This window comes from Paenibacillus sp. Soil766, from assembly GCF_001428105.1.
Taxonomy (GTDB): Bacteria; Bacillota; Bacilli; order Paenibacillales; family NBRC-103111; genus Paenibacillus_E.
Genome location: NZ_LMSJ01000021.1, coordinates 60369 through 86744 on the forward strand (window position 1 = coordinate 60369; position 26376 = coordinate 86744).

Annotated in this window: 23 protein-coding genes; 11 read left to right on the top strand and 12 right to left on the bottom strand. The window is 44.1% G+C overall.

Going from position 1 to position 26376, the window contains the following annotated elements; all coding sequences use genetic code 11:
- Positions 1-55: 55 nt before the first annotated feature.
- Positions 56-1168: a DUF5667 domain-containing protein gene (locus tag ASG89_RS16670; RefSeq protein ID WP_057311830.1), complete on the top strand. Its 1113-nt coding sequence runs from the start codon at positions 56-58 to the stop codon at positions 1166-1168.
- A 119-nt stretch (positions 1169-1287) separates the two neighbouring features.
- Here the strand turns inward: ASG89_RS16670 and ASG89_RS16675 are convergent, their stop codons facing one another.
- From ASG89_RS16675 to ASG89_RS16685, 3 genes are all read right to left on the bottom strand, one after another.
- The gene (locus ASG89_RS16675) at positions 1288-1941 is read right to left on the bottom strand and encodes a FusB/FusC family EF-G-binding protein (RefSeq protein WP_057311831.1); all 654 of its coding nucleotides are present in this window, start codon (positions 1939-1941) and stop codon (positions 1288-1290) included.
- A 472-nt stretch (positions 1942-2413) separates the two neighbouring features.
- A complete protein-coding gene (locus ASG89_RS16680; protein WP_057311832.1) occupies positions 2414-3007 on the bottom strand; it encodes a TetR/AcrR family transcriptional regulator in 594 nt (197 codons plus the stop codon).
- A 28-nt stretch (positions 3008-3035) separates the two neighbouring features.
- Positions 3036-3947, bottom strand: coding sequence for an SDR family NAD(P)-dependent oxidoreductase (locus ASG89_RS16685; protein ID WP_057311833.1), 912 nt, complete (start codon positions 3945-3947; stop codon positions 3036-3038).
- Between the two features lie 213 nt (positions 3948-4160).
- Here ASG89_RS16685 and ASG89_RS16690 point away from each other — a divergent pair, with 213 nt between their 5' ends.
- Positions 4161-5018, top strand: coding sequence for a hypothetical protein (locus tag ASG89_RS16690; RefSeq protein ID WP_057311834.1), 858 nt, complete (start codon positions 4161-4163; stop codon positions 5016-5018).
- A gap of 92 nt (positions 5019-5110) precedes the next feature.
- On the opposite strand, the gene ASG89_RS16695 is transcribed toward ASG89_RS16690, so the two are convergent.
- The 3 genes from ASG89_RS16695 to fdhA all read right to left on the bottom strand — a co-directional run bounded on the left by ASG89_RS16695 (position 5111) and on the right by fdhA (position 7847).
- Entirely contained in the window at positions 5111-5506 is a 396-nt protein-coding gene (locus tag ASG89_RS16695) for a VOC family protein (RefSeq protein WP_057311835.1), read from the bottom strand.
- 171 nt (positions 5507-5677) lie between these two features.
- On the bottom strand, positions 5678-6598 hold the full coding sequence (locus tag ASG89_RS16700) for a hypothetical protein (RefSeq protein ID WP_057311836.1): 921 nt from the start codon (positions 6596-6598) through the stop codon (positions 5678-5680).
- Positions 6599-6629: 31 nt separating this feature from the next.
- Complete coding sequence (gene fdhA / locus ASG89_RS16705) at positions 6630-7847, bottom strand: formaldehyde dehydrogenase, glutathione-independent (RefSeq protein ID WP_057311837.1); 1218 nt, start codon at positions 7845-7847, stop codon at positions 6630-6632.
- 161 nt (positions 7848-8008) lie between these two features.
- On the opposite strand from fdhA, the gene ASG89_RS16710 reads away from it, so the two are divergent.
- Positions 8009-8830, top strand: coding sequence for an AraC family transcriptional regulator (locus tag ASG89_RS16710; RefSeq protein ID WP_057311838.1), 822 nt, complete (start codon positions 8009-8011; stop codon positions 8828-8830).
- Between the two features lie 112 nt (positions 8831-8942).
- Here the strand turns inward: ASG89_RS16710 and ASG89_RS16715 are convergent, their stop codons facing one another.
- Entirely contained in the window at positions 8943-10496 is a 1554-nt protein-coding gene (locus ASG89_RS16715; protein ID WP_057311839.1) for a copper amine oxidase N-terminal domain-containing protein, read from the bottom strand.
- A 26-nt stretch (positions 10497-10522) separates the two neighbouring features.
- Positions 10523-11266, bottom strand: coding sequence for a superoxide dismutase family protein (locus ASG89_RS16720; protein ID WP_057311840.1), 744 nt, complete (start codon positions 11264-11266; stop codon positions 10523-10525).
- A 201-nt stretch (positions 11267-11467) separates the two neighbouring features.
- Here ASG89_RS16720 and ASG89_RS16725 point away from each other — a divergent pair, with 201 nt between their 5' ends.
- From ASG89_RS16725 to ASG89_RS16740, 4 genes are all read left to right on the top strand, one after another.
- Positions 11468-12199: a response regulator transcription factor gene (locus ASG89_RS16725; RefSeq protein WP_057311841.1), complete on the top strand. Its 732-nt coding sequence runs from the start codon at positions 11468-11470 to the stop codon at positions 12197-12199.
- Entirely contained in the window at positions 12196-13209 is a 1014-nt protein-coding gene (locus ASG89_RS16730) for a sensor histidine kinase (RefSeq protein WP_057311842.1), read from the top strand. The genes ASG89_RS16725 and ASG89_RS16730 overlap by 4 nt, the downstream gene beginning before the upstream one ends.
- A 109-nt stretch (positions 13210-13318) precedes the next feature.
- Positions 13319-14029, top strand: coding sequence for an ABC transporter ATP-binding protein (locus ASG89_RS16735; protein ID WP_057311843.1), 711 nt, complete (start codon positions 13319-13321; stop codon positions 14027-14029).
- Complete coding sequence (locus ASG89_RS16740; RefSeq protein WP_057311844.1) at positions 14026-16731, top strand: ABC transporter permease; 2706 nt, start codon at positions 14026-14028, stop codon at positions 16729-16731. Before ASG89_RS16735 ends, ASG89_RS16740 begins: the two co-directional genes overlap by 4 nt.
- A gap of 81 nt (positions 16732-16812) precedes the next feature.
- Here the strand turns inward: ASG89_RS16740 and ASG89_RS16745 are convergent, their stop codons facing one another.
- The gene (locus ASG89_RS16745; RefSeq protein ID WP_057311845.1) at positions 16813-17976 is read right to left on the bottom strand and encodes a styrene monooxygenase/indole monooxygenase family protein; all 1164 of its coding nucleotides are present in this window, start codon (positions 17974-17976) and stop codon (positions 16813-16815) included.
- Positions 17977-18291: 315 nt separating this feature from the next.
- Between ASG89_RS16745 and ASG89_RS35125 the strand changes: the two genes are divergently transcribed.
- Together ASG89_RS35125 and ASG89_RS16755 are read left to right on the top strand one after the other, a co-directional pair.
- Complete coding sequence (locus tag ASG89_RS35125; protein WP_057311846.1) at positions 18292-20067, top strand: copper amine oxidase N-terminal domain-containing protein; 1776 nt, start codon at positions 18292-18294, stop codon at positions 20065-20067.
- A 110-nt stretch (positions 20068-20177) separates the two neighbouring features.
- Positions 20178-21056, top strand: coding sequence for an SDR family oxidoreductase (locus tag ASG89_RS16755; protein WP_321166513.1), 879 nt, complete (start codon positions 20178-20180; stop codon positions 21054-21056).
- 102 nt (positions 21057-21158) lie between these two features.
- Here the strand turns inward: ASG89_RS16755 and ASG89_RS16760 are convergent, their stop codons facing one another.
- From ASG89_RS16760 to ASG89_RS16770, 3 genes are all read right to left on the bottom strand, one after another.
- Complete coding sequence (locus ASG89_RS16760) at positions 21159-21665, bottom strand: hypothetical protein (RefSeq protein WP_057311848.1); 507 nt, start codon at positions 21663-21665, stop codon at positions 21159-21161.
- Positions 21662-21985, bottom strand: coding sequence for a hypothetical protein (locus ASG89_RS37715; protein ID WP_157276686.1), 324 nt, complete (start codon positions 21983-21985; stop codon positions 21662-21664). Before ASG89_RS37715 ends, ASG89_RS16760 begins: the two co-directional genes overlap by 4 nt.
- 270 nt (positions 21986-22255) lie before the next feature.
- Positions 22256-24748: an EAL domain-containing protein gene (locus ASG89_RS16770; protein ID WP_057311850.1), complete on the bottom strand. Its 2493-nt coding sequence runs from the start codon at positions 24746-24748 to the stop codon at positions 22256-22258.
- Between the two features lie 275 nt (positions 24749-25023).
- On the opposite strand from ASG89_RS16770, the gene ASG89_RS16775 reads away from it, so the two are divergent.
- Both ASG89_RS16775 and map read left to right on the top strand, forming a co-directional pair.
- On the top strand, positions 25024-25608 hold the full coding sequence (locus ASG89_RS16775) for a TetR/AcrR family transcriptional regulator (RefSeq protein WP_057311851.1): 585 nt from the start codon (positions 25024-25026) through the stop codon (positions 25606-25608).
- Positions 25609-25615: 7 nt separating this feature from the next.
- Entirely contained in the window at positions 25616-26362 is a 747-nt protein-coding gene (gene map, locus ASG89_RS16780; RefSeq protein WP_057311852.1) for a type I methionyl aminopeptidase, read from the top strand.
- The last annotated feature ends 14 nt before the right edge of the window (positions 26363-26376 follow it).

The window sequence follows — 26376 nt, forward strand, 5'->3', positions numbered from 1 at the left end:
ACTCTCGTATACCTTAGTATCGGCCGACAGATTACATACAAAAGGTGGTACACACATGAAAGTAATGTTCACAAAGGAACCCAAAAAATACAAACTTCTTACAAAGAGCGTCATGCTTAGCATGCTCGTGTTTAGTGTAGGCTCAAGCTATGTATTGGCTTCAGAGATTCCAACACCTACTCCTTCTTCTACTCCCGTTTCTGTGAATGTCACTCAAAGCAAAGTTGACTCTACACAAACTGGAACAGAGACTTTGGGGCTATTGCCTGGCGACTTCTTTTACTTTGTAAAAACCATATACGAAAATATTCAATTAGCCCTTACCGTCAATGACGTAAAGGAGGCAAGACTGCTAACTGCATTTGCCCAAGAGCGATTGGCAGAAGCGAATACCTTATTGGCAAAAGGAAAAACGAACGAGGCTAATCTGTCTCTTCAGAAGTCGCTAGAAACACAACAATCCGCGATTCAAAAAACCGAACAGGCTTCTGGATTGACGACAACCAAACCGTCTGAACCCGCTGCAACTCCGACACCATCGGCGGAGGCTGATGTAGAGGTTGCAATAACAATTACAGCAGACCAGGGTACTGAGCAGTCGTCAGAGTCTGATCAAACGGATACCGAGGATGTGAACGTTCCTACAAAGGAAGTGAAACATCCTGAGCAGGTACTGAAGGTAAAAACAGATCTGCAGCATAACATTCTAGCTTTGGCATCAGCATTGGAAAAAGTGGGTAATCCGAAAGCCCAATCGGCGCTTATGAAAAATATAGAAAAATCATTTGCCCATTTAGATAAAAAGCTATCCAAAATCGAAAAGAAAACGCAACAGGAGCAGACGAATGAGAACGTAACTGCTAAAGTTGAGCAAGAACCAGTTGCTTCGATTGTTCCAACAGCAGTTCCATCTGCAGTACCACCAGTAGTACAATCAGCAGCTCCGTCAACAGTCACAACACAAGTTAGAAACGAGTCTGTATCTATTAAGGAAAAAGAAAAAGAAGATCATACGAAAAAGAATCAAGACAATCAGGAAAAAAATAGATCTAATCAAGAAAAAGAAAATGAAAAAGTAAAAGAAAAAAAGAACAATAACGGAAATGACGGCAAGAAAAAAGAGAACGGTAAAGGTCATGATAAAAATAAGGATAATAATCAAGAATAGTACCGCTACTCGCATTGAACAAGCAAATATAAAAAAACAGCGTATAAACTTATCCAAAGTTTTACGCTGTTTTTTTATTGATTATCAACCTATTTTGGAGCCGGAGCAGCCACTCATTGTTATTTCAAAACTTCATGAATAAATTTCTCAAGCGCGGTGACATCGGTGATGTTCTTGTTGCATTCCTGACTATTCATACACAAGTAATTACCAACTGCCTTGTAATAATCCGGGGAAGAATGAGTCAGTCTCGATTTGGATACCGCGGTAAATAACGCGATCTCTTCTTGCTTATTGCATATAAAGCAAAAGCCTTTTTTGTTCGCTGGGGTAATCTTCCCTTCCATCCCAACGATTTGTCCGTTCAAATCGTACACTATGAAAAATTTACCCGTGGCAATGCTGTTCCATCCGAGGTAGGACAAATACCGATAATCTATAGCCAAATCAGGAATTGGCAGCTTTTTATTTTTGTGAAACAACTTTCGGATCTGTTTTTCCGTAACTTGTGGGAAATTGGTCATATAAGATTCCAATGACTGGAGAAATTGTTCGAAATCCTCTGCGGTCTGCAGTGCAGGAATATTTCTGAACAACTCTTTTGGGATCCCCTCTTCTGAATCCGGAAATAATTCCATTATCTTAAATTCCGTGCTATCTCGTACGGCTTCCACGACCTTGCGGTCGGAAACCGTTTGGTATGTTCGTTGCAAATAGCCGATTTGCTTCTTAATAAAATTATAGTGATGGTTTCTAATGAATAGTTCGTTCATGACGTACTCAGCCCCTTATTATGAATTGAAATTGAAAATAAGGTGCAAAGCCCATTTACTAGAAACGATACATGCTCGGCATGGGCGATGTGATCTCTAATGTTCCCCCACGCAAAGAATCGCCCCAATAATAGGCTTTGCATGAGTTAAGCTAGTCCCGGCAACATGATTTGCCATGGTCTACCACCTCCCGAATACATAACTATTATGATAATACCCTCTATCGATTTTATCAAGGCGGGACACCCTCGATATTAATGGCAATCGAAAAAGCTTTTTCCATTCTGGTACTATAACCCCACTATATCCAACTTCACATCATAATTTCAACGCATCACTTTAATAAACTATCAGACAGTTTGCATGAACAGACAGCCAAAGTCCTGTCCACATGCGAGACAAAGTCGAACGTCACTATTCGCAGATTTGGAATGGCAGATATGTTAGGGGAAGCGAGGAATATGTGGATATACTACTTTGTTAAAATTTTCATTAGCGTTTCGATTTCGTGAACCCAATGAATTCCATCAGATGTTCCATCCTGTAACATAAGTCCTGTAATTATTGAAAAATATAACATTAATAATTTGCGGGGATCGCCCTTGCAAAAGTCCCCAATTCGTTGCCCTTCTATAAATATAGGGATGAGCGAATCCATGAGTGCGTTTGAAGGATACTGTGAAATCATCTGCTTTGCTGCTTCGGGCACTTCATCTGATGCTTGAACCTGCTGGATTATTTTGAATGAGTACGAATTATTTTCATCGAGCATGGCTATTGTCAACTCTCTTATTAAATCAACCGGCGCCGCTTTTGCACTCTCCAAGCTTTTAACAGCAGCATGTGCTTCCTCCATTGCTTCTCGGACAAGTTCAACAAAAAGCTCTTCCTTGGAACTAAAATATCGGTAAGCAAGACCTTGGCTTATACCAGCTTCAGCTGCAATCATGCTCATTTTTGTTCCTATGATTCCTCGACGTGCAAATATTTTAAGCGCCGCTCTTTTAATCTGTTCCCTTCGTTCATCGCGGATTTGATCCAGTTGTGTTTCGTTATAAGGTGCCAAGGATTTTCAATCTCCATTCTTCATGTCATTAAATTATTGCCGTATGTTTAACCTGTTCTATACTAACGTCCCAAAGTCGCTTTGCTGCAGTCATGTCTTGAGCAGCTTCAGACGGGATCTTCAGTTGTTCTTCCAAGTAGTAGCTTCCATTTGGTCCTATAATGGTAGGATAATCGGCAAGCCACACTAGTGTTTCTGCTCCTTTTTCTGGGCTTCGTGAGAATAACTTCATTACAGCCATAGTCATTCGCGCCACAATCCCATTGTTCTGATTAAAATTTGTAGCAACCAGACCTGGATCAAAGCAGAAAGCTGTAACACCAGTACCTGCTAGCTGCCGCCCCAGTTCCGAAGTAAACAAGATGTTGGCAAGCTTGGTTTGAGCATAGCGCAAAGTAGGGCCACCAATCAACTTATTAAATGTACGATACAATTTCTCAGCTCCTAAATCATTGAAATCAAGACCCTTCTTTGCCATCTTATGCCCATGAGAAGCCGTAGTAATGATTCGAGCAGACTGACTTTCCTTTAGTCGATCGAGAAGTAAAGATGTAAGAAGAAAGGGGCCAAGATGATTTACAGCCCAGGTCATCTCCATGCCATCATCGGTCAGTTGTCGGGATTCAAAAAGAGCGCCTGCATTATTGATAAGGACATCTATTCGGGGACATTTGGTCAAAATCTCTGCTGCCGCTTTACGAATGGACTGTTGGGAAGCCATGTCAGCTAAAAACACATCCACTTTGATATCTCTGCTGGTAGAAGCTTGTATCTCAGAAACCACCTCACTCGCTTTAGCCGCGTTACGAGCTATAATACCCAGATGCGCGCCACGAACTGCAAGCTCCTTCGCAGCAGCAAGACCAATACCACTTGTAGCACCAGTGATAATCACATATTTATCTTTTACCGACCATTTGCTGTTCGATGTTTTATCCATAAATTAATTCCACCTTTATAATTTTTTGAATGAATGAATCATTCATTAATAATTTAACCTTTTTCATTCGCCTCGTCAATAGTTATTCATCCACATAATGGAATTAATAATCAACACTCCAGTACCTGAATGAATTATGGTGTGTCGTTAGTGTCTATTTTTAGATAAGTTTGGTTAAAATCTTTAATAAAACCTTGTTTACAAAGGATTACAATGCTGAACTTCGTCCCTTATTTAATCTTAGTCGCGATTAGTATGAGTAGCTTTGTTATTTTGCTCTTTCAAAAGCGGTCCACTTGGCCGTTATTCCTATTACTAGCCTACTCAGGCATGATCTATTTATTTGAGTTTTTTATTTTCGTTTGCTTCAATAGCTATCGCTATATACCACAAGTTGTCAGTATCCCTTATTATGATAATGCGGTTGGAGCTATCATCTCTAATCTCCTCTCGGTGCCTGTAGCCGCCACATATATCACCGTATATAGATTAAGTTGGATATGGATAATTTGCCTTGCGTTTTTATTCGGTGGTATTGAATTATTGTTTCTTCGACTAGGGGTCTACGAACAGTCTTGGTGGAGAACTATATATACGATAGTTGCATTACTCTTCTTCTTTTTGTTGGCTCGAAAATGGCCATCGTGGCTATCAAGAGGTAAACGAGTATTTAAGCTTGTTACTCTTGCAATGTTTGCATGGAGCATAGTCGCCACATTAGTCTTCTTATTCGCTTTGTCAGGCATTCGTATTTTCCATATTGGGTTATTTCAAGATCCCTACCATGATGATATTTTTGTTTCAGCCATTTACTGCTTTATTATTGCAATTATTCTTACCATCGGCGTGAGTGTGCCTCGTCACCCATGGAGTAGCTCAGCATCGCTGTTTATCATCTTTGCTATGCAAATCGTTCTGATACGTATTGGGTTATTGAAAATACTTATTCTGCTTTGGCAATATTGGCTTATAAATGTGTCATGCTACTGCATTATTTTAGGGATTGTTTTGGCTGGAAATCATAAGTTGGAGAAAAAAACCTCACGTCGAATAAGTAGCAATAACAGGTGATCGCAAATGATTTTCTGATCACCAACAAAGCAAAGACCCTGTCTGTTATTTTAGACAAGGTCTTTGCTTTTCCATATGGAAGCCCAATTCCATTACAGCACCTGCGCAATCTCCCACAAATGCCCGTCCGGATCGGCAAAACAGGCCGTCCGTCGCCCCCAGGCGCGCGTTATCGGTCCATTTAATAACTTAACACCACGTACCTCCAGCTCTTCGCATACCCGATCAACATCTGGCACTTGGATCGTGAACTGACACCGTGCTCCATCTCCGCTGCGACCTACCTGTGCTGGCTCAATCAGCTCACTGGCATTCGATTGATTTAACAGATTGATACTCGTATTGCCATAATCGAACACAGCGCAGTTATCATCTTCATATTTGGCCGCAAGCTTGAACGTCTCCTGGTAGAATGCTTTCGACCGATGTAAATTGTCAACAAATAATGTGATTTCAGTAATTTGGTTCACCCAGTTAGTTGTCGCCATTAGCGCTCGACCCCATTTACATTTTTTTTACAATCCTATTTGGATCATACGAATAACCGTTTGCATTGTCAATGCTAATATGGATGTTGTCTGATATCATGGAAATCATCAAAAAATACGAGTCAAGCAGCTAATTAGCGCTCAACTCGTATTCGGAAAGCATTTCTTATGCTAGATCCTACGCAGCTTCGTTACCCGACCATCGGAAATCCATTCTGAAACATATACGTCTCCATGAGAGTCTACGCATACACCATGCGGTGAGCTGAATCGGTTATCACGATAATACGTCTTAGGCAGATTCGGCCAGCCCTGCTGCTTGTACGCCTGCTGATCCTCTCCGAGATGCGCGACCAACGTGTCGTCCGCAGCATTAAACACCGTGATTCGACTGTGAAGATCAGGGAAAAACATATAGTCGTCAGCAAAATAGAAGCTGCAAGGCATGTCCATATCATTTTGAATAAACCGTTTGTGTTTTCCATCCATTGTGAAGACTTGAATCCGGAAATTCCCACGATCTGCGACATACAGCTCGGGGCTATCCCCCGTTAACTTCACCGAAATGCCGTGAGGGCATTTTAAACGACCGGGCTCACTCCCCGTTCCTCCGAAAGAACCGAGATAATCTCCCTTTGCAGAATATTGGTGAATCCAATGCTGGCCATAGCCATCTGTCACATAAATATCGCCATTCGGAGCAACTGCTATATCGGTAGGTTTATATTTCTTCTCTTCATTGTATACCTCTGGTAATACTGGAGGCTCCAACCGTAGGACGATTTCTCCGTCAATGGTTGTCTTCAGCACAGTTGCATGGTTCGTATCCGTGATATATAGATATTCTCCATCAGACTCTGCATGCAAATAAAACCCATGCGCTCCATCACCAATGCCCTCCACGGACCAAGAACGTATAAATTCACCAGATCGATTAAAGATTGCAACGTTATCTTGACCCGTATGTAGTACGTATACGTTATCCTGCTTATCTATAACAATGCCGTGTGTATATCCATACGAAGCGCCTTCTGGGAGCTTGCCCCATCCTGCTACTACTTCAGTCATATATTGATGATTGCCTGTTTTCATACAAACCTCCATAATTTCCACTTTATATAGCTTATTTCTTTACTAAACCGTGTGGATCAATAACAAACTTCTTGGAAGCTCCCCTGTCAAATTCCGTATAAGCAGCTGGCGCTTCATCCAGCGAAATCACAGTTGCATTAACAGCTTTAGCGATTTGAGCTTTGCCGTTTAGGATCGACATCATGAGTTCCCGATGATATTGCATGACAGGCGTCTGCCCTGTCACGAATGTATGAGACTTGGCCCAACCGAGTCCGAAGCGGATTTTTAGTGTACCGATTTTGGCTTCGCTATCAACAGCTCCTGGATCTCCAGTTACATATAATCCTGGAATCCCGAGTCTTCCCCCTGCCCGAGTGACTTGCATAATGGAGTTGAGCACCGTTGCTGGAGCTTCGCCATGAGCATGACCATGTCCGTGAGCTTCGAATCCGACACAATCCACCGCACAGTCGACTTCGGGAACCCCTAGAATTTGATCGATTTGCTCGCCCAAGTCCGGATGTTCTCTCAAGTTAACTGTTTCACATCCGAAGCTTCGCGCCTGTGCCAATCTCTCTGAATTTAAGTCACCTACGATGACCACTGCGGCTCCAAGCAGTTGTGCCGAGTGAGCAGCCGCTAGCCCAACAGGCCCTGCACCCGCAACGTATACCGTCGATCCAGGTCGTACCCCTGCACTGACGGCACCGTGGTATCCTGTTGGGAATATATCCGAAAGCATGGTTAAATCGCGAATTTTCTCAATTGCCTGTTCTTTGTCTGGAAACTTAAGCAACTGGAAATCGGCGTAAGGCACCATGACATATTCAGATTGCCCGCCAACCCATCCTCCCATATCGACGTAACCGTAAGCCGAACCAGGGCGATCCGGATTCACATTCTCGCAGACATTCGTATTCCGCTCCTTGCAGCTTCGGCATCGTCCGCATGCAATATTGAACGGAACGGACACCAAATCTCCCTTTTTAATAAATTCCACATCACGGCCAACTTCGATAACTTCACCTGTAATTTCGTGACCTAGCACCAATCCACTTGGAGCCGTTGTCCTGCCTCTGACCATGTGTTGATCACTGCCACAAATATTCGTAGTTAGTACTTTGAGTATAACGCCATGTTCACATTTGCGTCCGACATTGAGCGGATTAACTCCAGGACCGTCTCTTAAGATTAGATCTGGATAATGAATATCCCGAACCTCCACCTTACCAGGCTCAACATACACGACGGCGCGGTTACCTGCCATTGTTTACACACCTCTCCTAATGGATATTTGTCTTTCTCAATGAACTTGGTCACGCTTACAAACTGCCCTTACATCTTACCTTTTCTATTTACATCAAACATCAAATTTGTTAACCTTTTTGTAGTAAATATTAACTTCATTTTTTGACAAAAGGAGACCTTATGCATCAGAAGGAAGCCATTGATTCTCTGCGCAGCCTGCTTTTAAATCTACAGGTCGACGTAGTCGTTGCCAAAGTTCAGAACGCATGTGATGATTGGAAGCCGAACCAACCGATCCAAAGCTTTAACCGCATGTATTATATTATAGATGGCACTGGATCCATCGAAGTGGACAGAGCAGCTTACCAAGTAAAGCCTGACCAACTCATTCTACTGCCCTGCCACACTGTGCAATCTTTTCCTGATGATAGCGACGCTACTTTTCATAAATATTGGTGCCATTTCACCGCCCGTGTCGGAAGTAGAGATCTCTTTGAATTGTACCGATTCCCGATCTGTATCGAGGCTCCCGACAAGCCAGAGGTCAAGCGTTGGTTCCAGCAAATCGTGGACAGCAACACCGACATGTCGCCAGCTGCCATACTTCATTCCCGGTCTGCTTTACTTAACTTATTGGGTCTCTACTTGCAGCATCCCTGTGAAATGATTGCGAATCCGGCGGCAGCTGCCCAAAAGATGAGCCGTGTTCTCCAATATATTGAACAACATCTGGATCAAAAAATTACAATTGAACAGCTGGCCGGTTTAGCACACTACCATCCGAACTACTTCATCCGTGCCTTCAACACCTTGCTTGGCTGCTCCCCCGTACAGTATATGAACCGTCTAAGAGTGGAAAAGGCTCGTCAACTGCTGGCTTCAGATCAGTCCATCGGCAGCATCGCCCAAGCAGTGGGAATGGAACAGCATAACTTTTCAACGATGTTCAAGAACTACACTGGGTTCGCTCCGCGAGATTTCAGGCGAATGCTTAAGTTTTAGCTGTATATGACATACAGCTTATTAACGCTGACTAACAGAAAAAAAGCAGAAGGAGACGTGAAATACACTCTCGCTCTGCTTTTTTATTTATTTTACGGAAATTAGCCAACGCTTATAGCGTGTAGATGTCTTGCGCATTGTTGCGGAACGCATTCCCTACTAGATAATTGGTTGATACATTCGAACTCTTGATGTAGATGCCGTATTCTTTACTGTTTTCAATAGTTGAGTTCGTTAGGACTGGCCCTAAATCTTCCGGTAACGTGATACCATTGAGCGCATCCTTAATCTCGACAAAATCTAGTCGGAAATCTTTGCCGACATAGGGACCTGCTCCAATGCCATCCCAGCTTCCGGGGCGTTCCAATTCAGAAGTAAAAATAATCGGTTGATCCTTGGTGCCTTTCGCAATTAATCCGCCTCGATCGTAGCTGCCTACCGTCAATCCACTGAGTTTTTCCCAAATGGTAACCGTTCCAGGCACAATCGTTAAAACTGGGCTGGATGGACCATCGACATAGACGGTAATCTTGGCTTGATACGGAATACTTAGTTTGTTCCAAGTCGTATTCGTGTTAATCGTCGTCGACGACATAGAGGCTGCAATCAAAATGACGTCGAGGTCATTCCCCTTGTAATTGCCGTCAGGCAGCTTATTCGTCCCGTATGCGGCTGTAATAATGGGTGCACCGCCGCCGCTCGGGGATGTCTTGGTGCCGGTTATCGTAAGTTTTTTACTCTGTGAGGACAAACGGGTATTTTCTGTTAACTGAATGCCTGCGTAGGCATTATGCATGAATTGCGTATCACTAACGGTAAGCTCAACAGGTGACGTACCTGCCGTAGCGGTAACAGCTCCATTCTCTCCCCCAGCGTACTCGATTCGGGCAAACTCGATGGAGGCACGGCCTTTTACTGTCTGTTCATAGAAATGAATGCCTTTCCAGAAGCCAGGCTGTGCACCTGCCGTATCTGCTGTTAAGATGGCTGGATCTTTCTCCGTTCCTTCTACAACAAGCCCTCCGGGAGCATTGAGACCAACAAAGATACTCGTTCCTTTTTCAAATCTCACGACCGCCCCCGCTTCAATGACAAGATTAGGACTATCGTTACCTTCAACATAGAAATCATCCTTTACAAAATGAGGACTTCCGCAAACTCCCCAGGTCTCACCGCCAGGCTTAATTGTGCCGCTGTGTACTTGGCCTCCAGGAAGATTACAACTGTCATCTGTTGAAACGATTGCCGTATTGGTTATTGAATCGAAATCAACGTCAGCGCCAAGAGCCTCCGAGACAAATCTTAATGGGACATAGGTGCTTCCATTGACTAATAATGGAGGTACATCCAAGGTCGAAGTGCGGTCATCAATCCTTGCTTCAACATGATCGATTTGTAAATGTACAACGGTAGATCCTTTTGTTGCCGTAATGGTTCGCGTAGTAGCCTCCCATTCTAATGTAGCGCTTAATCGCTCAAAGATAGCACGAAGAGGTACCATTGTTCTTCCATCGATTAAATGAGCCTCAACATCTAAATTGCTGCCATTGACTTTCACGGCTACCGATTTTTGTATTTCACCTGATGCGGAAGCCACGCCAGCCCGCATAACACAAACAGCGATCAATAGCACTGCCAACATGCAACGAATTACACTCAATTTCATTGTTAGTCCTCTCTTTCTACTGCTTCTCATTTCGCCAACTCGACAATACTTGCGCCCGCTATCCGATCCCCCGAGTTTCCGGAAGGATCCGTCACTCCATCATCTTCCTTCGCATGGATGATCAGAGATTTTCCCCACACTGCGTTGTCTTTCCCCTTCTCTAATGTAATGCCTTCAAGATGTAAATGAGCGTTGACTATGCCATCCACTGTGACTTCTAGATTTTGCAGATCCCCCATATGATGACCATCGGGGTTATGAAGTCCGTGCTTTTTACTTGATGGATTGTAGTGTCCACCCGCTGTTGTGAAATCGTTGCCTGTGATCGGGTTCTGGTGCAGATGGAGGCCATGCTTGCCTGGCGCTAGCCCTGATGCTTTGACATCAATGTTCACGCCATTCTCACTTTGTGATAATGCCGCATGGCCGATCACGGTTCCTTTTGCGTCTTTGATATCGACGGTTACAGCCCCAATCCATACCGTTTTCGTCGTTTCGTCCCACTGTACAGGCAGATTCAGCATTTCGCTCACTTTACGAACTGGCACGTATGTCGTCCCTTCGTACAAGATCGATTCTGGCACCATCGTACCGTTATTGTTGTACTTACCGTCCTGCGAAGTGCGATCTTCTCCCGCGACGATAAATCGCAGCTTTTCGAATTGGGCAGAGATTTTCTCTGACTGCGCCATGGCAACGCCTGAAAAACATATGGACCCGACTAAAAATGCCCCCATCAAATGGTTCAAACCTAAACGTTTATTTCTCATATACTAGTTTCCTCCATCCATTTAAGTTGCTCAACAGGAATAAATGTTACAGTTTGGATCTGAATTTAATATCAAGACAATGTCAACAAAATACGAAGATCCTGTGTGCACCGAGATAACGATAGAAACTACTCCCTAACCGCAACATTTGCGGATATAATGGGAAATAATACAAAGCTTTAGTGAGAAAGAAGGTATACCATGCAGCAGTTGGAAAGTTCAAACCGCATATTGGTCGTGGATGACGAAGAGCAAATGACAGCCTTCATCGCGACTTACTTAAGAAATGAAGGATATTCCGTTACGGTAGCCCACAGCGGTGTAGAGGTGCTCTCTGCGTTTGAGAAAACCACCTTGAACGGATACGACCTGGTGTTGCTAGATTGGATGATGCCTGGGATGAATGGGTTGGATGTGTGCAAACAGTTGCGTAAATTCTCTGATGTTCCCGTCATATTCCTCACTGCAAAAACAGACGAGATTGACAAGGTACTTGGGCTGGAATTCGGTGCGGATGATTACATTACAAAGCCTTTCTCGGTAAGAGAGTTGGAAGTAAGGATTAGAGTCGTGCTACGCAGAAGGCTCCCGCAGGCGCAGACATCGATAGATGTCGGGGAGGAGCCGCGAATGTTGAAACGAGGCCATTTGTCCATCGACTTTTCAAAACATGCGGTCTATCTCAACAATCAGTCAATTACTTTGACGCCTACAGAATTCAAGCTGCTGTGTACATTGGCAAAGCATCCAGGTCGGGTGTATAGCCGGATGGATCTGCTTGAAATTGCATTAGGCGATGAATATGCCGGCTACGAACGATCTATCGACACGCATATCCGGAATCTGCGCAAAAAAATTGAGAATGATTTTTCAAATCCGAAACTAATTGTCACTGTACATGGGGTTGGCTATAAGTTCGGTGACCCTACATGAAAGTACGCTTGAAGCTTTTCTTTACCTTCTGCGCGTTTGGCATCCTTATTTTTCTATTATCGAATCAAAGCATAACCAGGCTTACACTAGACGAGGTCGGCAGCGAGACAACAATCACGGTCCTTCTGCTTGCTCTCAGCGCGATTGTGGGGTTTTCTTATTTGTTGGCCATTACCTTTTGTAAAAGACTCGAGATTCTGGCGGAACATGCTAAGAACGCAGTCCAGCAACACACCAAGTCGTCGTATAGACCCGAAAGTTGGCAGGATGAAATCGTGACGATAACCCATACCTTCAATGTGCTTAAGGAGCAATTGAGCGAAGGTGAAAGCATTCGCAATCAACTCGTTGCCGATATTGCACATGAGCTACGCACTCCTCTCGCTATTTTACGTGGGCATCTGGAGACGATTGTAGAAGGAGCCGTGGAATTTGACCGAGCACACCTGATTCCCCTGTTAGACGAAACGAAACGGATGTCCCGCATGATTCAGGACATGCAGGATTTGAATCTGGCCGAGGCTGGCAAGCTGTCTCTGGACCGCACATGGTCTCTTTTTGGCTCTACGCTCGAAGAGATTGTATCGATTTTAGAAATTGCCGCGGAGGCGAAATCGATCGCACTGCACCTCGTGTGTGAAGGTGACGGTGAACTATACATGGATGTTTCGCGGATCAAACAAGTCTTCATCAACCTGATCGGCAATGCCGTCCGTTATACGCCTGAAGGAGGACGGATCGATGTTCAATATACGTTTCATGATGGACAAATCATTGTGACTGTGTCGGACAACGGACCGGGAATCCCGCCCGAAAGCTTGCCGTACATCTTCAAGCGCTTCTATCGCGTCGAGCACTCACGAAACCGGATGTCCGGCGGAACAGGCATTGGACTAGCGATCGCCAAAGAATTCATCGAAGTCCATGGCGGTACGATACACGTCGAGAGCGAAATGGGCATTGGGACGTCCTTCACCGTCACACTGCCTGTTTTCCCTCCCAATACGTAATTCCAATTAGAAGAACTACGCATTTTCTACACATTTTTTCGCTAAAAATTCGATATTTCTCGAGTACACTAGATCGAAAAGCTGCATGGCTTAGATTGGAGTGAATGCGATGAACGCTTTGCAGCCCCATCTGCAAGTTAAAGAGTTATGGAAGATCTACCCATACAGCGACAATAAGGTGGAAGCATTGAAAGGAATCTCCTTCGATGTATCGAAAGGTGAAATGATTGCCATTATGGGACCTTCCGGTTGCGGAAAAACGACTCTGCTTAATTGTGTTTCGGGACTGGATACCATCAATCAGGGCAACATTCTGATCGATGGGGTCGCTCAGAATGAAATGAATAGCAAAAGCCGTGACGCTTACCGGGCGAAGCATATGGGCTTTATTTTCCAAGCTTACAATTTAATCCCCGTCCTGACGGCTGTAGAGAATGTCGAACTGCCATTACTTGGCATGGGTATGAAGCCTAAACTGGCACGTGAAAAAGCGCTTGAAGCCTTAGCTAGGGTAGGACTTCGCGACCGTTCAAGCCACAGTCCTTCGGAAATGTCAGGCGGGCAGCAGCAGAGGGTTGCCATTGCTCGAGCCATCGTCAATCAACCGTTAATAGTCTGGGCGGATGAACCGACTGGGGCTCTCGATTCAAAAACAACCGTCATGGTCATGGATCTCATTGCTCACTTGAATCGAACAGAAGGGATTACGTTCATCATTGTCACTCACAATCCAGATGTGGCCAATTACGCCAATAGAACCATTTACATGGACAGTGGTCATATTATACAGAACCGGGTAAATCGCGGGAGGAGCTTATGACAATTGTTGTTCCTGTCTTACTTGCGATTGGAGCCGGATTGACCTCTTATATGATATGGCTCCTCTTGCGTTATCCACATATACGCCGAATGGCCTGGCGAAACATGCTAAAGCAGCGACGCTCGACACTGTTGACGGTCTTTGGATTAGCCATAAGTACATCCTTCATCTCGATGACACTTATCACGAACACAGCCTTAACCAACGGGATGCAAATAGAATTGGAGCAATTCTATGGCAACATCGCTTACGATATCCCTTCCCGAAATCAAGCAGCTACCGACTATGCCTATTCTTACTTCGACGCCCAGACCATACAAGATATCCGTCAACATAGCGCAGAAGTATCTCTCCCCATCTTGTCCCTTCCTGCTACCTACTTGACGAAGAACGATAAGGGAACGATCGAGAAACTATCCCCATATATAAATACAATTGGTGTTGACGCTGCAGAAGCTGTGCGTTTCGACCCATCCTTAGCTACTTCACTTGGCGGCGGGCTTCAGCAGAATGACGTACTTTTATCATCGCATGCCGCTGAAAGCTTGGGGGCTAAGACGGGTGACACCGTATACGCTATTGACAACACGAACCGTGAAATCAAGCTATCGGTAACCGCCGTGGTTCCAGAACACGGATTAACGGGTTATCGCGGTATGTTCCGCGGAAAAGCTACAGCCATTGTAAATTTAGATACTGCCCGACTCTTAGAAGGTATCGATGGTACTTACTACACCAATCTTCTGCTCAAAGAACAGCCTGTTGTATGGGGAGCTGTGCCTGTTCGCGAAAAGTTTGAGACAGAACGTAAATATGCCATCGAGTTCATCACCATTATCATTGGCATCGTTAGCTTAAATGCCATTCTCATCGGAATCGTCCTTATTACGAATATATTCCGGTTAATTGCTGAGGAACGCAGAAGTGAAATGGGCATCCTACGGACCGTCGGCTTTAGCAAGGCTGATGTGGGTCGATTGATGATGCTCGAAGGGCTTTTATGCGGATTTGGTTCCAGCCTATTAGGTGTCTCTTTGGGCTTGGCGCTGGCTAATCTCTTGTTGCTTCGAATCACAATTTCTTTCGAAGACTTGTTACTAATGAGTTTAAAGGCCCATCAGCATATAGATCCAAGCGTAGCCTTAACTGGATTGTGCATTAGCATGCTTTTTGTCTATATTTGTGTCAAACTCATTGCTAGGCAAACCATTAATCTGTCAGTAGTCGAAGCCATAAGGCCTGTTCAGCCTAACCTGAAATCGGATAATAAACAGGGTATCTTGAATAAATGGATGTTCATTACATCCACTCTTTTCCTGGTATTCTGCATAGCTTTGATTGCAGTGCCAGATATCCGAATGCAATGGATAACCGATAACAAGCTGTTCCTAGTCATTGCGATGCTCTTTCTTTCCCTCCCAATCCTTGTGTGGGTTTTCGTACAGTTATTGCCTTTGATCGAAAAAGGACTTAGCTATCTATGCCGCAATCAGGCTGCACCCACGCTTATGATGCGGCTTGCCTTGCGCAATATGAATACGAACCCTCTTCGAACAGGCTTGCTCCTTTTCATGTTCGCTGTTGTTTCCTGCTTTATCAGCTTTTCCATTCTCTATAGCGATTCGATGAGTAAATTCATAGGCGTTTCCAAGCCGATCGAATATACGGGCGGACATGATTTAGTCGCTCGGGACTGGCGGCGCTTGGATACCGCGTCCGTAATCCAGCATATGGAGACATCGAAGGAGTACGCTCAGATCAAGCCATTCCAACTATCCGCTGTGCAGCAACTGTTTTGGAAAGGAGTTCAAGGTCAGGAAGGTCCGGTTGAAATCAAAATCAATGGCATCGACCGCAGCTTTGCTGAATCGAATGACATTCCTTTACGGGCCAGGGACGGCCGGTACGCAACGGATCGGGAAGCTTGGCGTTCTCTGGCCGACCGTGATGATGCTGTCATTGTTGCGGAGAACACCTTGAAATACACGAGTGGAAATACGAACCGTATAGGTGAACCATTTCCTATTGTTGTAGGGGAGCACACCGTCACCAAAACAATTGTAGCCATTGCTGGCGAGAGCGGTTACCAAGCCGAGTCTTACGGAATCTGGGTTAATAAAAACGTGCTTTCTCAGTTAGCTAAAAGCGAACGGGACATTCACAGTACCGTCTTTATCAAGCTAGGGTTACCTACAGACCACGATGCAACCCAGAAGATCAGTCGGCTGCTCGCCCTGCAAAATATTTCCCCCGTTAAAGACATTGTAAAATCTGAGAATAGCTATTACGTAACCATGATCTTTATTGGAAATCTGTTGCGAAGCTTTAATATTGCGGCACTCGGTATCGGATTGCTCGGTCTTATCGTTGTCATGTACCGCCTTGTTCACCAGAGAAGCCGATATATTGGCATGCTGCGGACAATTGGCATCAGCCCGAAAACTGTAGTACTCAGTCTGTTACTAGAAGGTTTCTTCATTGGAAGCTTTGGACTTTCCCTTGGATTTACAGTAGGAACTGCCGTTAGTTATTTCACTTTCTACACATTGTTCGATCTTGAGTCACTCCCCTATTCACTTCCCCTTATGAGGATTCTGGCTTACTTTGGTGTTGCTCTTGCAATTACAGTTACTCTCTCCTATTTACCTGCTCGCAAGGCGCTGCAGATCTCTCCAACGGAGGCGACGCGCACGCTTAGTTGAAATGAAAAACGCTGACCCTTATGGAGTCAGCGTTTTTCATACTAGAGAACGATAAATTTTCTAAGCCCAGCCAACATCATGTTAAGACACCCCAAAAAAAGCGTTGTATGCCTTAAGCGGATTAGTAAACAAATTGACGAATTTATCGGCCATTTCTTGATTATGCGAAGCCTTGCCGATCAACCCTGCAAAGTTCTCCGATGGAGGACCCATCATCGCATTGGTCCAATCCGAAACTTTGGTCACGTATTCCTTGGTCAAATCCCAATAGTGTTCACCGATTTCTAGATCCCATTTCCTATTAGCATTGTCCGAAAGAACATGATAAAGTACGTTTGCACAAAACGAAGCCGTATTGGCCCCTTGGCCTGTGACCGGGTCATTTAGCACCACACTGTCCCCACAGCCTAACACGAGGGTTCCATCCATCATCGTATAAGGAATGAAAACTTCTGGTTGAATCGCCATTCGTGTATACGCTAACGGATCGACAGGGCGAAAGTCATGGAGGCTAACCCTATCGTAGATATGTGGGAAGTTAGCCTTCAGGATACCAAGCATCTCTTTATTGAAAATGTCAGGATTCGTGCTCCCTATCACGGCATCCAGATTACTTCCCGGTACGGCTTCTAGCAATAAAGTCATCGTGGTGGTTTCAAACAACTCCCCTTGACCTGGAACAATGTTAAAACTCATTTTGTGCTCATCCTCTATGGCTATACCGAGGAACATGCCGGCCGTGATGATTCTTTGCGGGGAAGTCGGCGTGTAAAGCAATTCTTCATATTTTGGAAACGAAGCAAGCGGTCCCCTCTTTCCGGTGCAATCGATAATAAGATCATATTCATTCGCTAGTTTTGACAAATCGTTGTCATCCAAGCGAACCTTTCGAATATCTGCTCCTCTCGCTTTTAGATCGTCGATTAATACAGACAAATACAAGCGTTGATCCTGACTGACAGCCCTACATGCCAGATTTCCTTGGAAGAGCCTTTGTCCATTGATCAGCAGCTCAATCCGATTGATTTCATTGACAGCTCCATAGTCAGGAACACCGAATCGTTTCTCGTTTTCCAATAAGTTCCCGAAATGAATCTGTGTCGATAAAATGCGCCCATTTCTGATCTCCTCCGAATCCTTAGTCATCATAATTGTAAAATCAAACTGACGGCTACTTTGGAAAGCATACGCCAATGTCAAACCCGCGACTCCAGCGCCAATAATGGCAATCTTCTTTGTACTCATTCCACATTCCTCCTCGGCAACTTTCAACTCGTATTGAAATCATACCGAAAGAATTAGAAGATCTATCGGAGTTGGTTTTAAGATTTCTTATCAACTTCTTCGCATTATTGTAACGTCAATCCATCTGGAAAGGGAGATCGAAATAGTTATTTTTACTTTGTATTCCCAAACTTTTTCACATACCTTTTCCCAATCCATTCCCGAACAGCTCCCAAAACTATCCCAAACTTCTCCCAGTGATGGCTCTAGGAAAGTGAATTGCAGGGATTGTAAGATGATGTCATAAACAAGTTCAAGTGTGGGAGGAACGTTATTATGACAAAAAAAAGTAAAACAATCATTCACACCTCTGCGATAAGCTCAGTGCTGGCTGGTGTAATCGCGTTTGGAGGAATTGCTGCAGCTTTTGGTGAAACTGTGCCAACGGGAGTTGAGATTAAAGAATTCAGTTTGCTGGACACTGCTGCGGATATAGTTGGCGCTGCAGATTTTACACCAGAGGGAAATAAGGACGGTCACTTTAAGCTGCTGCTGAACCTTGCGAATAAAACTGTGATTAACTCTGTAGTACTACGATCAACCGATGAATACGGAAAAGATAATTATCAAGGCGTTTGGCGAACTAACCGCGTCACGACAGGTTGGCTATTAGGGATTGTGCAGGATAAAACCGTGGTTACACCAAGCCGTACTACACATGAAAGTGAAATCATCAACCCAGGATTTCGCAAAGATGTGAATGAGCCTGTTGGCGAGTTTGAAGGCAACCTAACGTTTGATTTGTACGCCAGTAACAACGGCACAATCAAAGAAACGCAATCTTATGTGCTTGAGATTGAGACCCCAAAAGGTACGTTCGTTACGAAACCAATTAAATATAAAAAGCCAATGACGAGTGGCGAAACACCATCCATTCCAACGCCATCACCTACCACAACACCAATTCCTAGCCCGTCCCCTTCTACTCCGCCGATACCTGCTCCAACTCAAGGTCCGACGATAAACGTTTGGCTGTTGGGTCAAGAGCTCCAATTTGATGATGCCAAACCGATTATCAAAGATGGGACTACGTTAGTTCCATTTCGTAAACTATTTGAATCTCTTGGTTTTTCAGTGAATTGGGCCGATAACGGAACTACACAAAAGGCGATTGGGACGAAAGATGGTCTAACGATCGAACTCACGATGAACAGTTCCTCTGCCAAAGTGAACGGTAAAGATATCAGCTTGAGTATTCCAGCGCAAATTATTGACAATCACACCATGGTACCTCTCCGATTTGTTGCGGAGAACAGCGGTTATCAAGTCACTTATGCAAGCGAAGGAACTACCGCAACGATTCGAATCGGAGATTCTAAAGACACTGGTTCAACACTCGAACCAACACCTGCACCAGTACCAAGTCCTGTACCAGCACAAATTCCGGATTTCCCAACAGAAACCGCTGAGCCATATATAGCTAAAGGATATGTGCGCGACATGCAGGGTGATCTCCTGCCTGACATCGTTGTGTATGCCGATAACACATTGTTGTACGACAGCAATATCATTGGTGTCACCGATGAGAATGGTTATTATGAAATTGAACTGCCACAACTTGCGACTTCCTGGTCGATGTCTGCTGACATCACTAAATCTTATAACGGCAAGGATTTTAAATTCCATTTGAAATCGGATAAAGAAGTTCCATTAACGGGAAGCAAAGGCGGGGTTCGGAATTTTACTTGGACGGATTTTAACGGACAAATTTATATTTATCCATTTTTTTCAACTTCTGATGACTCAATGCCAGAATTTGATTTGAGCGATCTGGAAATGACACTCACACCAATTGGTCCGCTCCTGGACGGCAGCACGGGAAAAACGATTATTAAACGTGGAGGGCCAGTTATTGGCGGCGGAGGAATTGATGAAATTCCGGTCGGAAAGTACACGGCAACGGCTCGATGGATGCCCGAAGGATACGCTCCGATACCTCTGCCAATTAGTAATGGCGGTGACTATGCCAATTCTGTCGAAGTCGAATTTCGTGAGCCAAACGGCGTAAACTCGTCCAAATATTTAAGCGAACTTGAAGTTAAGATTCCATAACCAAAGAATAAGAACCATTTACGTCACGCACCCATTTCGGCTTATAGAATAATTTAATAGTAATTAACGCCAGAATGGAGAGAAACCCAGTGTATACCCATGATCCTCGAGTGACAAAATGCGAAGAAGTTCCGATCGAGTTTCCGCCTCAGTACCAGCCCGGACAGCCTGGCTTGGAATATATGATGCTGCCAAGACCCGTTTCGGAGCTGCCGGGCACGGCTGGATCGGGTAAGCTGCAGAATAAGGTTGCGATCATTACCGGGGGGGACAGCGGAATCGGTCGGGCGGTCGCCTATTTATTTGCCCGAGAAGGCGCGGATATCGCTGTAGTATACCTTAATGAACATGCTGATGCTTCAGAGACTCAGGAGAGAATCCAGCAATTAGGCCGCCGTTGCTTGACGATTGCTGGGGATATCGGAGATGAACAATTCTGCAGAGAGGCAGTAGAGATTACCCTATCCAGATTCGGACGGGTTGATATCTTAATCAATAATGCGGCTGAAATGATTTATGAAGAGGACATGACTAACCTGACATCGGAGCAACTGTTACGGATATTCCAGACGAATGTATTCTCCTGTTTTTATTTTACGAAAGCTGTACTTCCTCACTTACAGCCCGGCAGTGCAATCATCAATACGAGCTCTCTCGCAGCGGACAAAGGCTATCCGGCAATGGCTAGTTACTCCGCCACTAAGGGTGCCGTTAGCGCATTAACCCGATCTTTTGCGGTTTCTCTTGCTGATCGGGGCATCCGGGTCAATGCCGTAGCCCCTGGTCGAACATGGACCCCTCTTATCCCTTCAACATTCCCGCCTGAATTTTACATGTTTTACGGGTCTATAGAAAATTCGGGACCGATCAAAAGAACAGCACAGCCATACGAAATTGCTCCTATTTATTTGTACCTGGCATCGGAAGAATCCCGTTTTGTAATCGGTCAGACGATTCATGTGAACGGCGGAGAGTATTTGGGCTTGTGATGATTGGGTTCTAGGTGCTCATCGATGAGCACTCCATACATTGCAGCAATCGGTAGTAGTAATTCGTAAACATAAAAAGTCCACGGTAGTTTCCGTGGCTATTTATGTTTTCTTTCGCAAGGTGTAATCATTTTCAATAAAATGGTAAATCCTCAGTAAAATTAAAGCAGAAATCGGATATAGCGGGATTGAATAATACAACTTCCAACCGGTGTAGACAAAGAAACCATTCAGCACATGCAGCCATTCAAAGAAAACCGCAAACACTGTACATCCAGCTAGAAAAAGGACAAGTCGCTTTCGATTCTTTTTTTCACGAAGATGCCATTTATCATATAAAAACAAAAGAACAAAAGAAAACGGAGGATACAAGAAAACGTGAGCAAATGTTGCAATAGGCTCGTATGTTACATTATCGCCGCAGTAATAAAGCTCAAATGGTGTTGCCGCTAGTTCATAATCAATAGAGGCAACAAATACAACATTAAACGTCCAAATAATGAGGATGGTGATAGCGTCAAAATGCTTTCGTACCCTATAAAACATCGTCATCGCTATAACCGAGCAAATCATAACGAACCATTCGTTCCAATCAACATGAAAATTCATGGTTTATGGTATCCTTTATAAAATTTACTGTGAAAAACTTTCATGATTATCAACATCAACATCAAATAACCTAACCAAAATACGCCAGACCCTAATAAATATGGATTCGTATGATTAAAAACACCTAACCAATCGGAAACCCATTCTAAACCAAGCAAAAATACCGAATACTTGATGATCACCCCTGTTTTTTTTATTTTGGATGCAGCGGCGGAAATTTCATTTAAATAAAACAATGTAACTAGTGGATACAGTACTAGGCGTATTAACACATGCGAAAACTCAAACATAATGGATTGCGGTATTACGACATTTTTCATGTTCATAGTAAAAATAGCTGAGCGGATTTGAATCAACAAAGAAGCTACGCACCAATAGAAAATTATCTCTAACCAATGCAGATGTTTTTGTTGATATTTCATAAAGTAAACATATACGAACAAACTAACGAAGCAATACAATAAAAAAACCATAGGAGCTCCCTTCCTGGGAATCTTATGGTTTTATTGTTTACTAATTTTCATTTCCTATAACCTTTTTATGGATAAGATTTCAAAGAGGCTGCTACACTATTCTTGCCCATTCCTGCATCATGTAATATTGTTTTCTCTCAGCAGCTCGGTAAATGCCTCAACATGCAGAGGACGACTGAAATAGTAGCCTTGAATCTCATCGCATTGCAGCTCCTTCAACAGAGCATATTGTTCAGCGGTCTCTACTCCCTCAGCCACAACATTCATTTGCAGCTCATTAGCTAAAGTCAAAATGCATTGAATAATGCTCCGATTCACTGAATCTGTAAGGATTTCTTCTACAAAAGATCTGTCTATTTTCAGTGTATCCAAGGTTAGCTGCTTCAATAAATATAAAGAAGAATATCCGGTTCCAAAGTCGTCTAAGGAGACCTTGATGTTCCTTTTTTTCAATTCGGTCAGCAGCTGAGTCACTTCGATTTCATTACTGATGAAGGAACTTTCTGTAATTTCAATTTCCAACTGCCCCGCGGCTATTCCCGTTTCTTCAATAATGTTATCTATGGATTCCAAAATGTTTGGCTTTATTAATTGTTTCACGGAAAAGTTGACCGATGTTGTAATGGGTTTAAAGCCTTGATCTAGCCAAATTTTATTTTGCTTGCAAGCTTCACGTAATACCCATTCGCCAATTGGAACAATAAGTCCGGTTTCTTCTGCAATCGGTATGAACTCCGTTGGAGATATCAGACCCCATTCGGGATGCTTCCATCTAATCAAAGCTTCTACCCCAACAATCTCCGTTGTTTGGGTATCGACGCGAGGCATGTACATAAGGAAAAACTCCTTCTTATCCAGCGCTTTTCGGAGATCGTTGCTTAAATTAAAATGCTTGAAGGATTGTACATTTAAAGAAGACGAGTAATATTGAGTCTGGTCTCTCCCTTGAGACTTGGCCACATACAAGGCCGTATCTGCATTTTTGAATAAAGTCTCCACCGTACTTCCATCCTCAGGTGACATGCTGATACCTATACTGATTGTGACATGGAGTTCGTATCCCTCTATTACAAAATCTTCCTTCGTTAATTGTGTCAGCTTGTCCACAAGCCGGCTAATTTCATTCTGATGGTTCACTTCAGACAAAACGATGCAAAACTCGTCACCACCAAGACGATAAACAGTTTGACCGACCAGTAAACATTCCTGCAGTCTCCAGGCAAAGTGCTTTAATAATACATCACCAATGGAATGTCCAAGTGTATCATTGACATATTTAAACCGATCCAAATCGATTAACATGACAGCAACCTTTTTGTTGGTAATTCGACTGCTTTTCAAGCGTTCATCTAATTGTTCCTCGAACATCCTCCGATTAGGAAGCGTCGTTAAATAATCATGATAAGCTAAGAATTGATTTAGCTCCTCTGTTTGCTTTCGTTCCGTTACATCTAGAACGGTGCCGATTGTCGCCAGCTTGCCTTGATGGAGAACTTTCTTATAATGAACTTCGATAATTACGATGGATTCATCCAGCCTAATGCCTCTGTGGCAAAAATTTTGTATAGATTCACCTTCAGCCAGGTGTGATATTTCATCTATCACTTTTTGCTGATCTTCAGGGTGTATTAGGCTCAGTACCTTCAGACCTGTTATCGTATCATATCCCATCATCTTATTTAAGTGTGGATTCGAATAGATGAAGATTCCCTCGACGGCAATAAATACACCAACAATTGACTGTTCAACCAAGCTTCGATAATTGGTCTCTGCATCTATTAATGAGCGCTCCATTACTTTTTGAGCTGTTATATTTTTGGCTATTCCGTAAACCCCTACTAATTCATCATTAATTATGATGGGGATATTGGTAACGTTAAATTCAAGAATGGATCCATCTTTATGAATGCCTGTCGTTTCATAATTTTGTGGAAGGCGAGTTCGTATGGTTTCCATAAAGAAATGATTTGTCTTTTCTCTAGAAGTCGATTCTACCAAATTATCAAAATTCTCATGCAAAATCTCCTCTTCCCTAAAACCAAATGTTTCAAGCAGAGCGGGATTACAGGATAAGAAATTTCCTTGAAGGTCAAACGAAAATACCGAATCCGGATTATTTATAAAAAGGGATTTATAGTATTGCTCTTCCTCAACTAAGCTTAGCTGAAGCTTCTTATGTACAGTAATATCTTGAACGAAACCAATGATTCGGGTTAACTCATTAAGCTCATTCAATAAAAACTCGGTAACTTGAACCACGTTACGTATTTCTCCATCAGGATGGACAATTCGAAATTCAATTTCGTACCCAGCTTTTTCATCAAGAGCCACGTTGAACCTTTCAAATGTTCGCGCACGGTCATCAGGATGTATAAGTGTAAAAAATTGATCTAAGCTCATAGAAAAGTCATCTTCTATTCCATGTATAAGAAATAATTGATTGGACCATGTAGTAGCATCCATTTGAAAGTCATATTCCCAATATCCTACATTGGATATTTTTTGAATCAACTCAAAATCTTCAAATCTTCTTTTCATTTGGTCAATTAATTGTTCGGTGTTCTTAATATTTTGAAATTGATCTTTATAAATTCTGTAATTTTTGGACATCTGTGGCCACACTCCACACTTTGTTTGACATAACCTTAAGCTGTACCGGTTATTATACCTTGATCATGTTAGAGAAGTATGAGGAAATTTGTGGCAGGCATAGAGAATGAAAAATAAATATCTACATTATCAAACAAATTCAATTAGTTTCTTAACAATTCCTGAAATCTCTCCAATTTTTGATATTCCATCAGATAATTTGCAAATCCCCGCCACATGCGTTACAATTTTTACATTGACAAATTTGCAGGTCTATAGAGGAGATTCACGCGCCTATGTGCCCCCGTACTAAAGAACAAAATGAGCTCATCCGTGTACAGCGCAGAGAACAGATCCTGGATGCCACCGCACGCGCCTATTTCCGTACGGGTGGCAGCTTTGATATTCGCGACGTCGCCCGCGAGGCCGAGCTCGGTTACGGTACGGTGTACCATTATTACCCCAACCGGCATTTATTGATAGAAGATGTGCTGGGCAGCGGCTTCGAGCGATGCGAGCAAGCCCAGGCAGAATGGATCGATATCCACGGCGACAGCCTAGATGACAGGCAAGTGTTAGCATATTGCAAGGTGCTGCTCCTGCAGTGGCAGTCGGACGTCCGTGCATATCTCGTCTACAAGATGGCGGCAGAGCATTATGCAGGCTTGCCTGAGAAGGATCGGCATGCCGCCAAGAGACGATTCATGGAACAGCTGTACATTCCGCTCCAGTCGATCACCCAACGCGAAGACGACAGCGTCGACCATATGCTTGCCGTGCTGGTCGGCTGTTGTGGTCTGTACTATTATGCGGGCATTACCGAGTTGGACGTCGATCGAATCGCCCAACTCGCATTGCAAGCCATTACGAAGGAGTCCTGATACGAATATGGTCATCTTAAAAAGCAAGCATGAAATCGAGGCAATCCGTAAGGCATGCCAAGTGGTGGCCGAATGCCATCGCACGATCGCACCGCTCATCCAACCGGGCATTACGACGAACGAGATTGAGCGAATCTTCGAGGACATTATCTTGAAGCACGGCGCCAAGCCCTACACGAAGGGCTACAAGGGTTATCAATACGCGACCTGTGCCTCCGTCAACGACGTAATCGCGCATGGCTTCCCTAGCGATAAGCCGCTTAAGGAAGGCGACATCGTGACGATTGACACGGTCGCGGAGCTCGACGGATGGCTCGGCGATTCGGCCTGGAGCTATGCGGTCGGGAAGATCTCGCCGATGGCCGAGAAGCTGATGCGCATCACGAAGGAATGCCTTGATCTTGGCATCGCGCAGGCGCAGCCCGGCAATCGGCTCGGCGACGTGACCAGCGCAATCCAGCGGCATGCCGAATCGAAAGGCTTCGGCGTCGTGCGTGACCTTCTTGCGCATGGCATCGGCCGAGACCTGCACGAGGAGCCGAATTATATGCATGTCGGCAAGCCAGGCAAAGGCCTCCGCATCAAGGAAGGCATGGTGTTCACGATCGAGCCCATGATCACCGAAGGCACCTACTACATGACAATCGACGCGGACGGCTGGACCGCGCGGACGCTGGACCGCAAGCTCGCCGCCCAGTACGAGCATACGATCGCCATCACGGCAGAAGGTCCAGTGATCTTGACCGCGCAATAAAACAATTAGAAGCC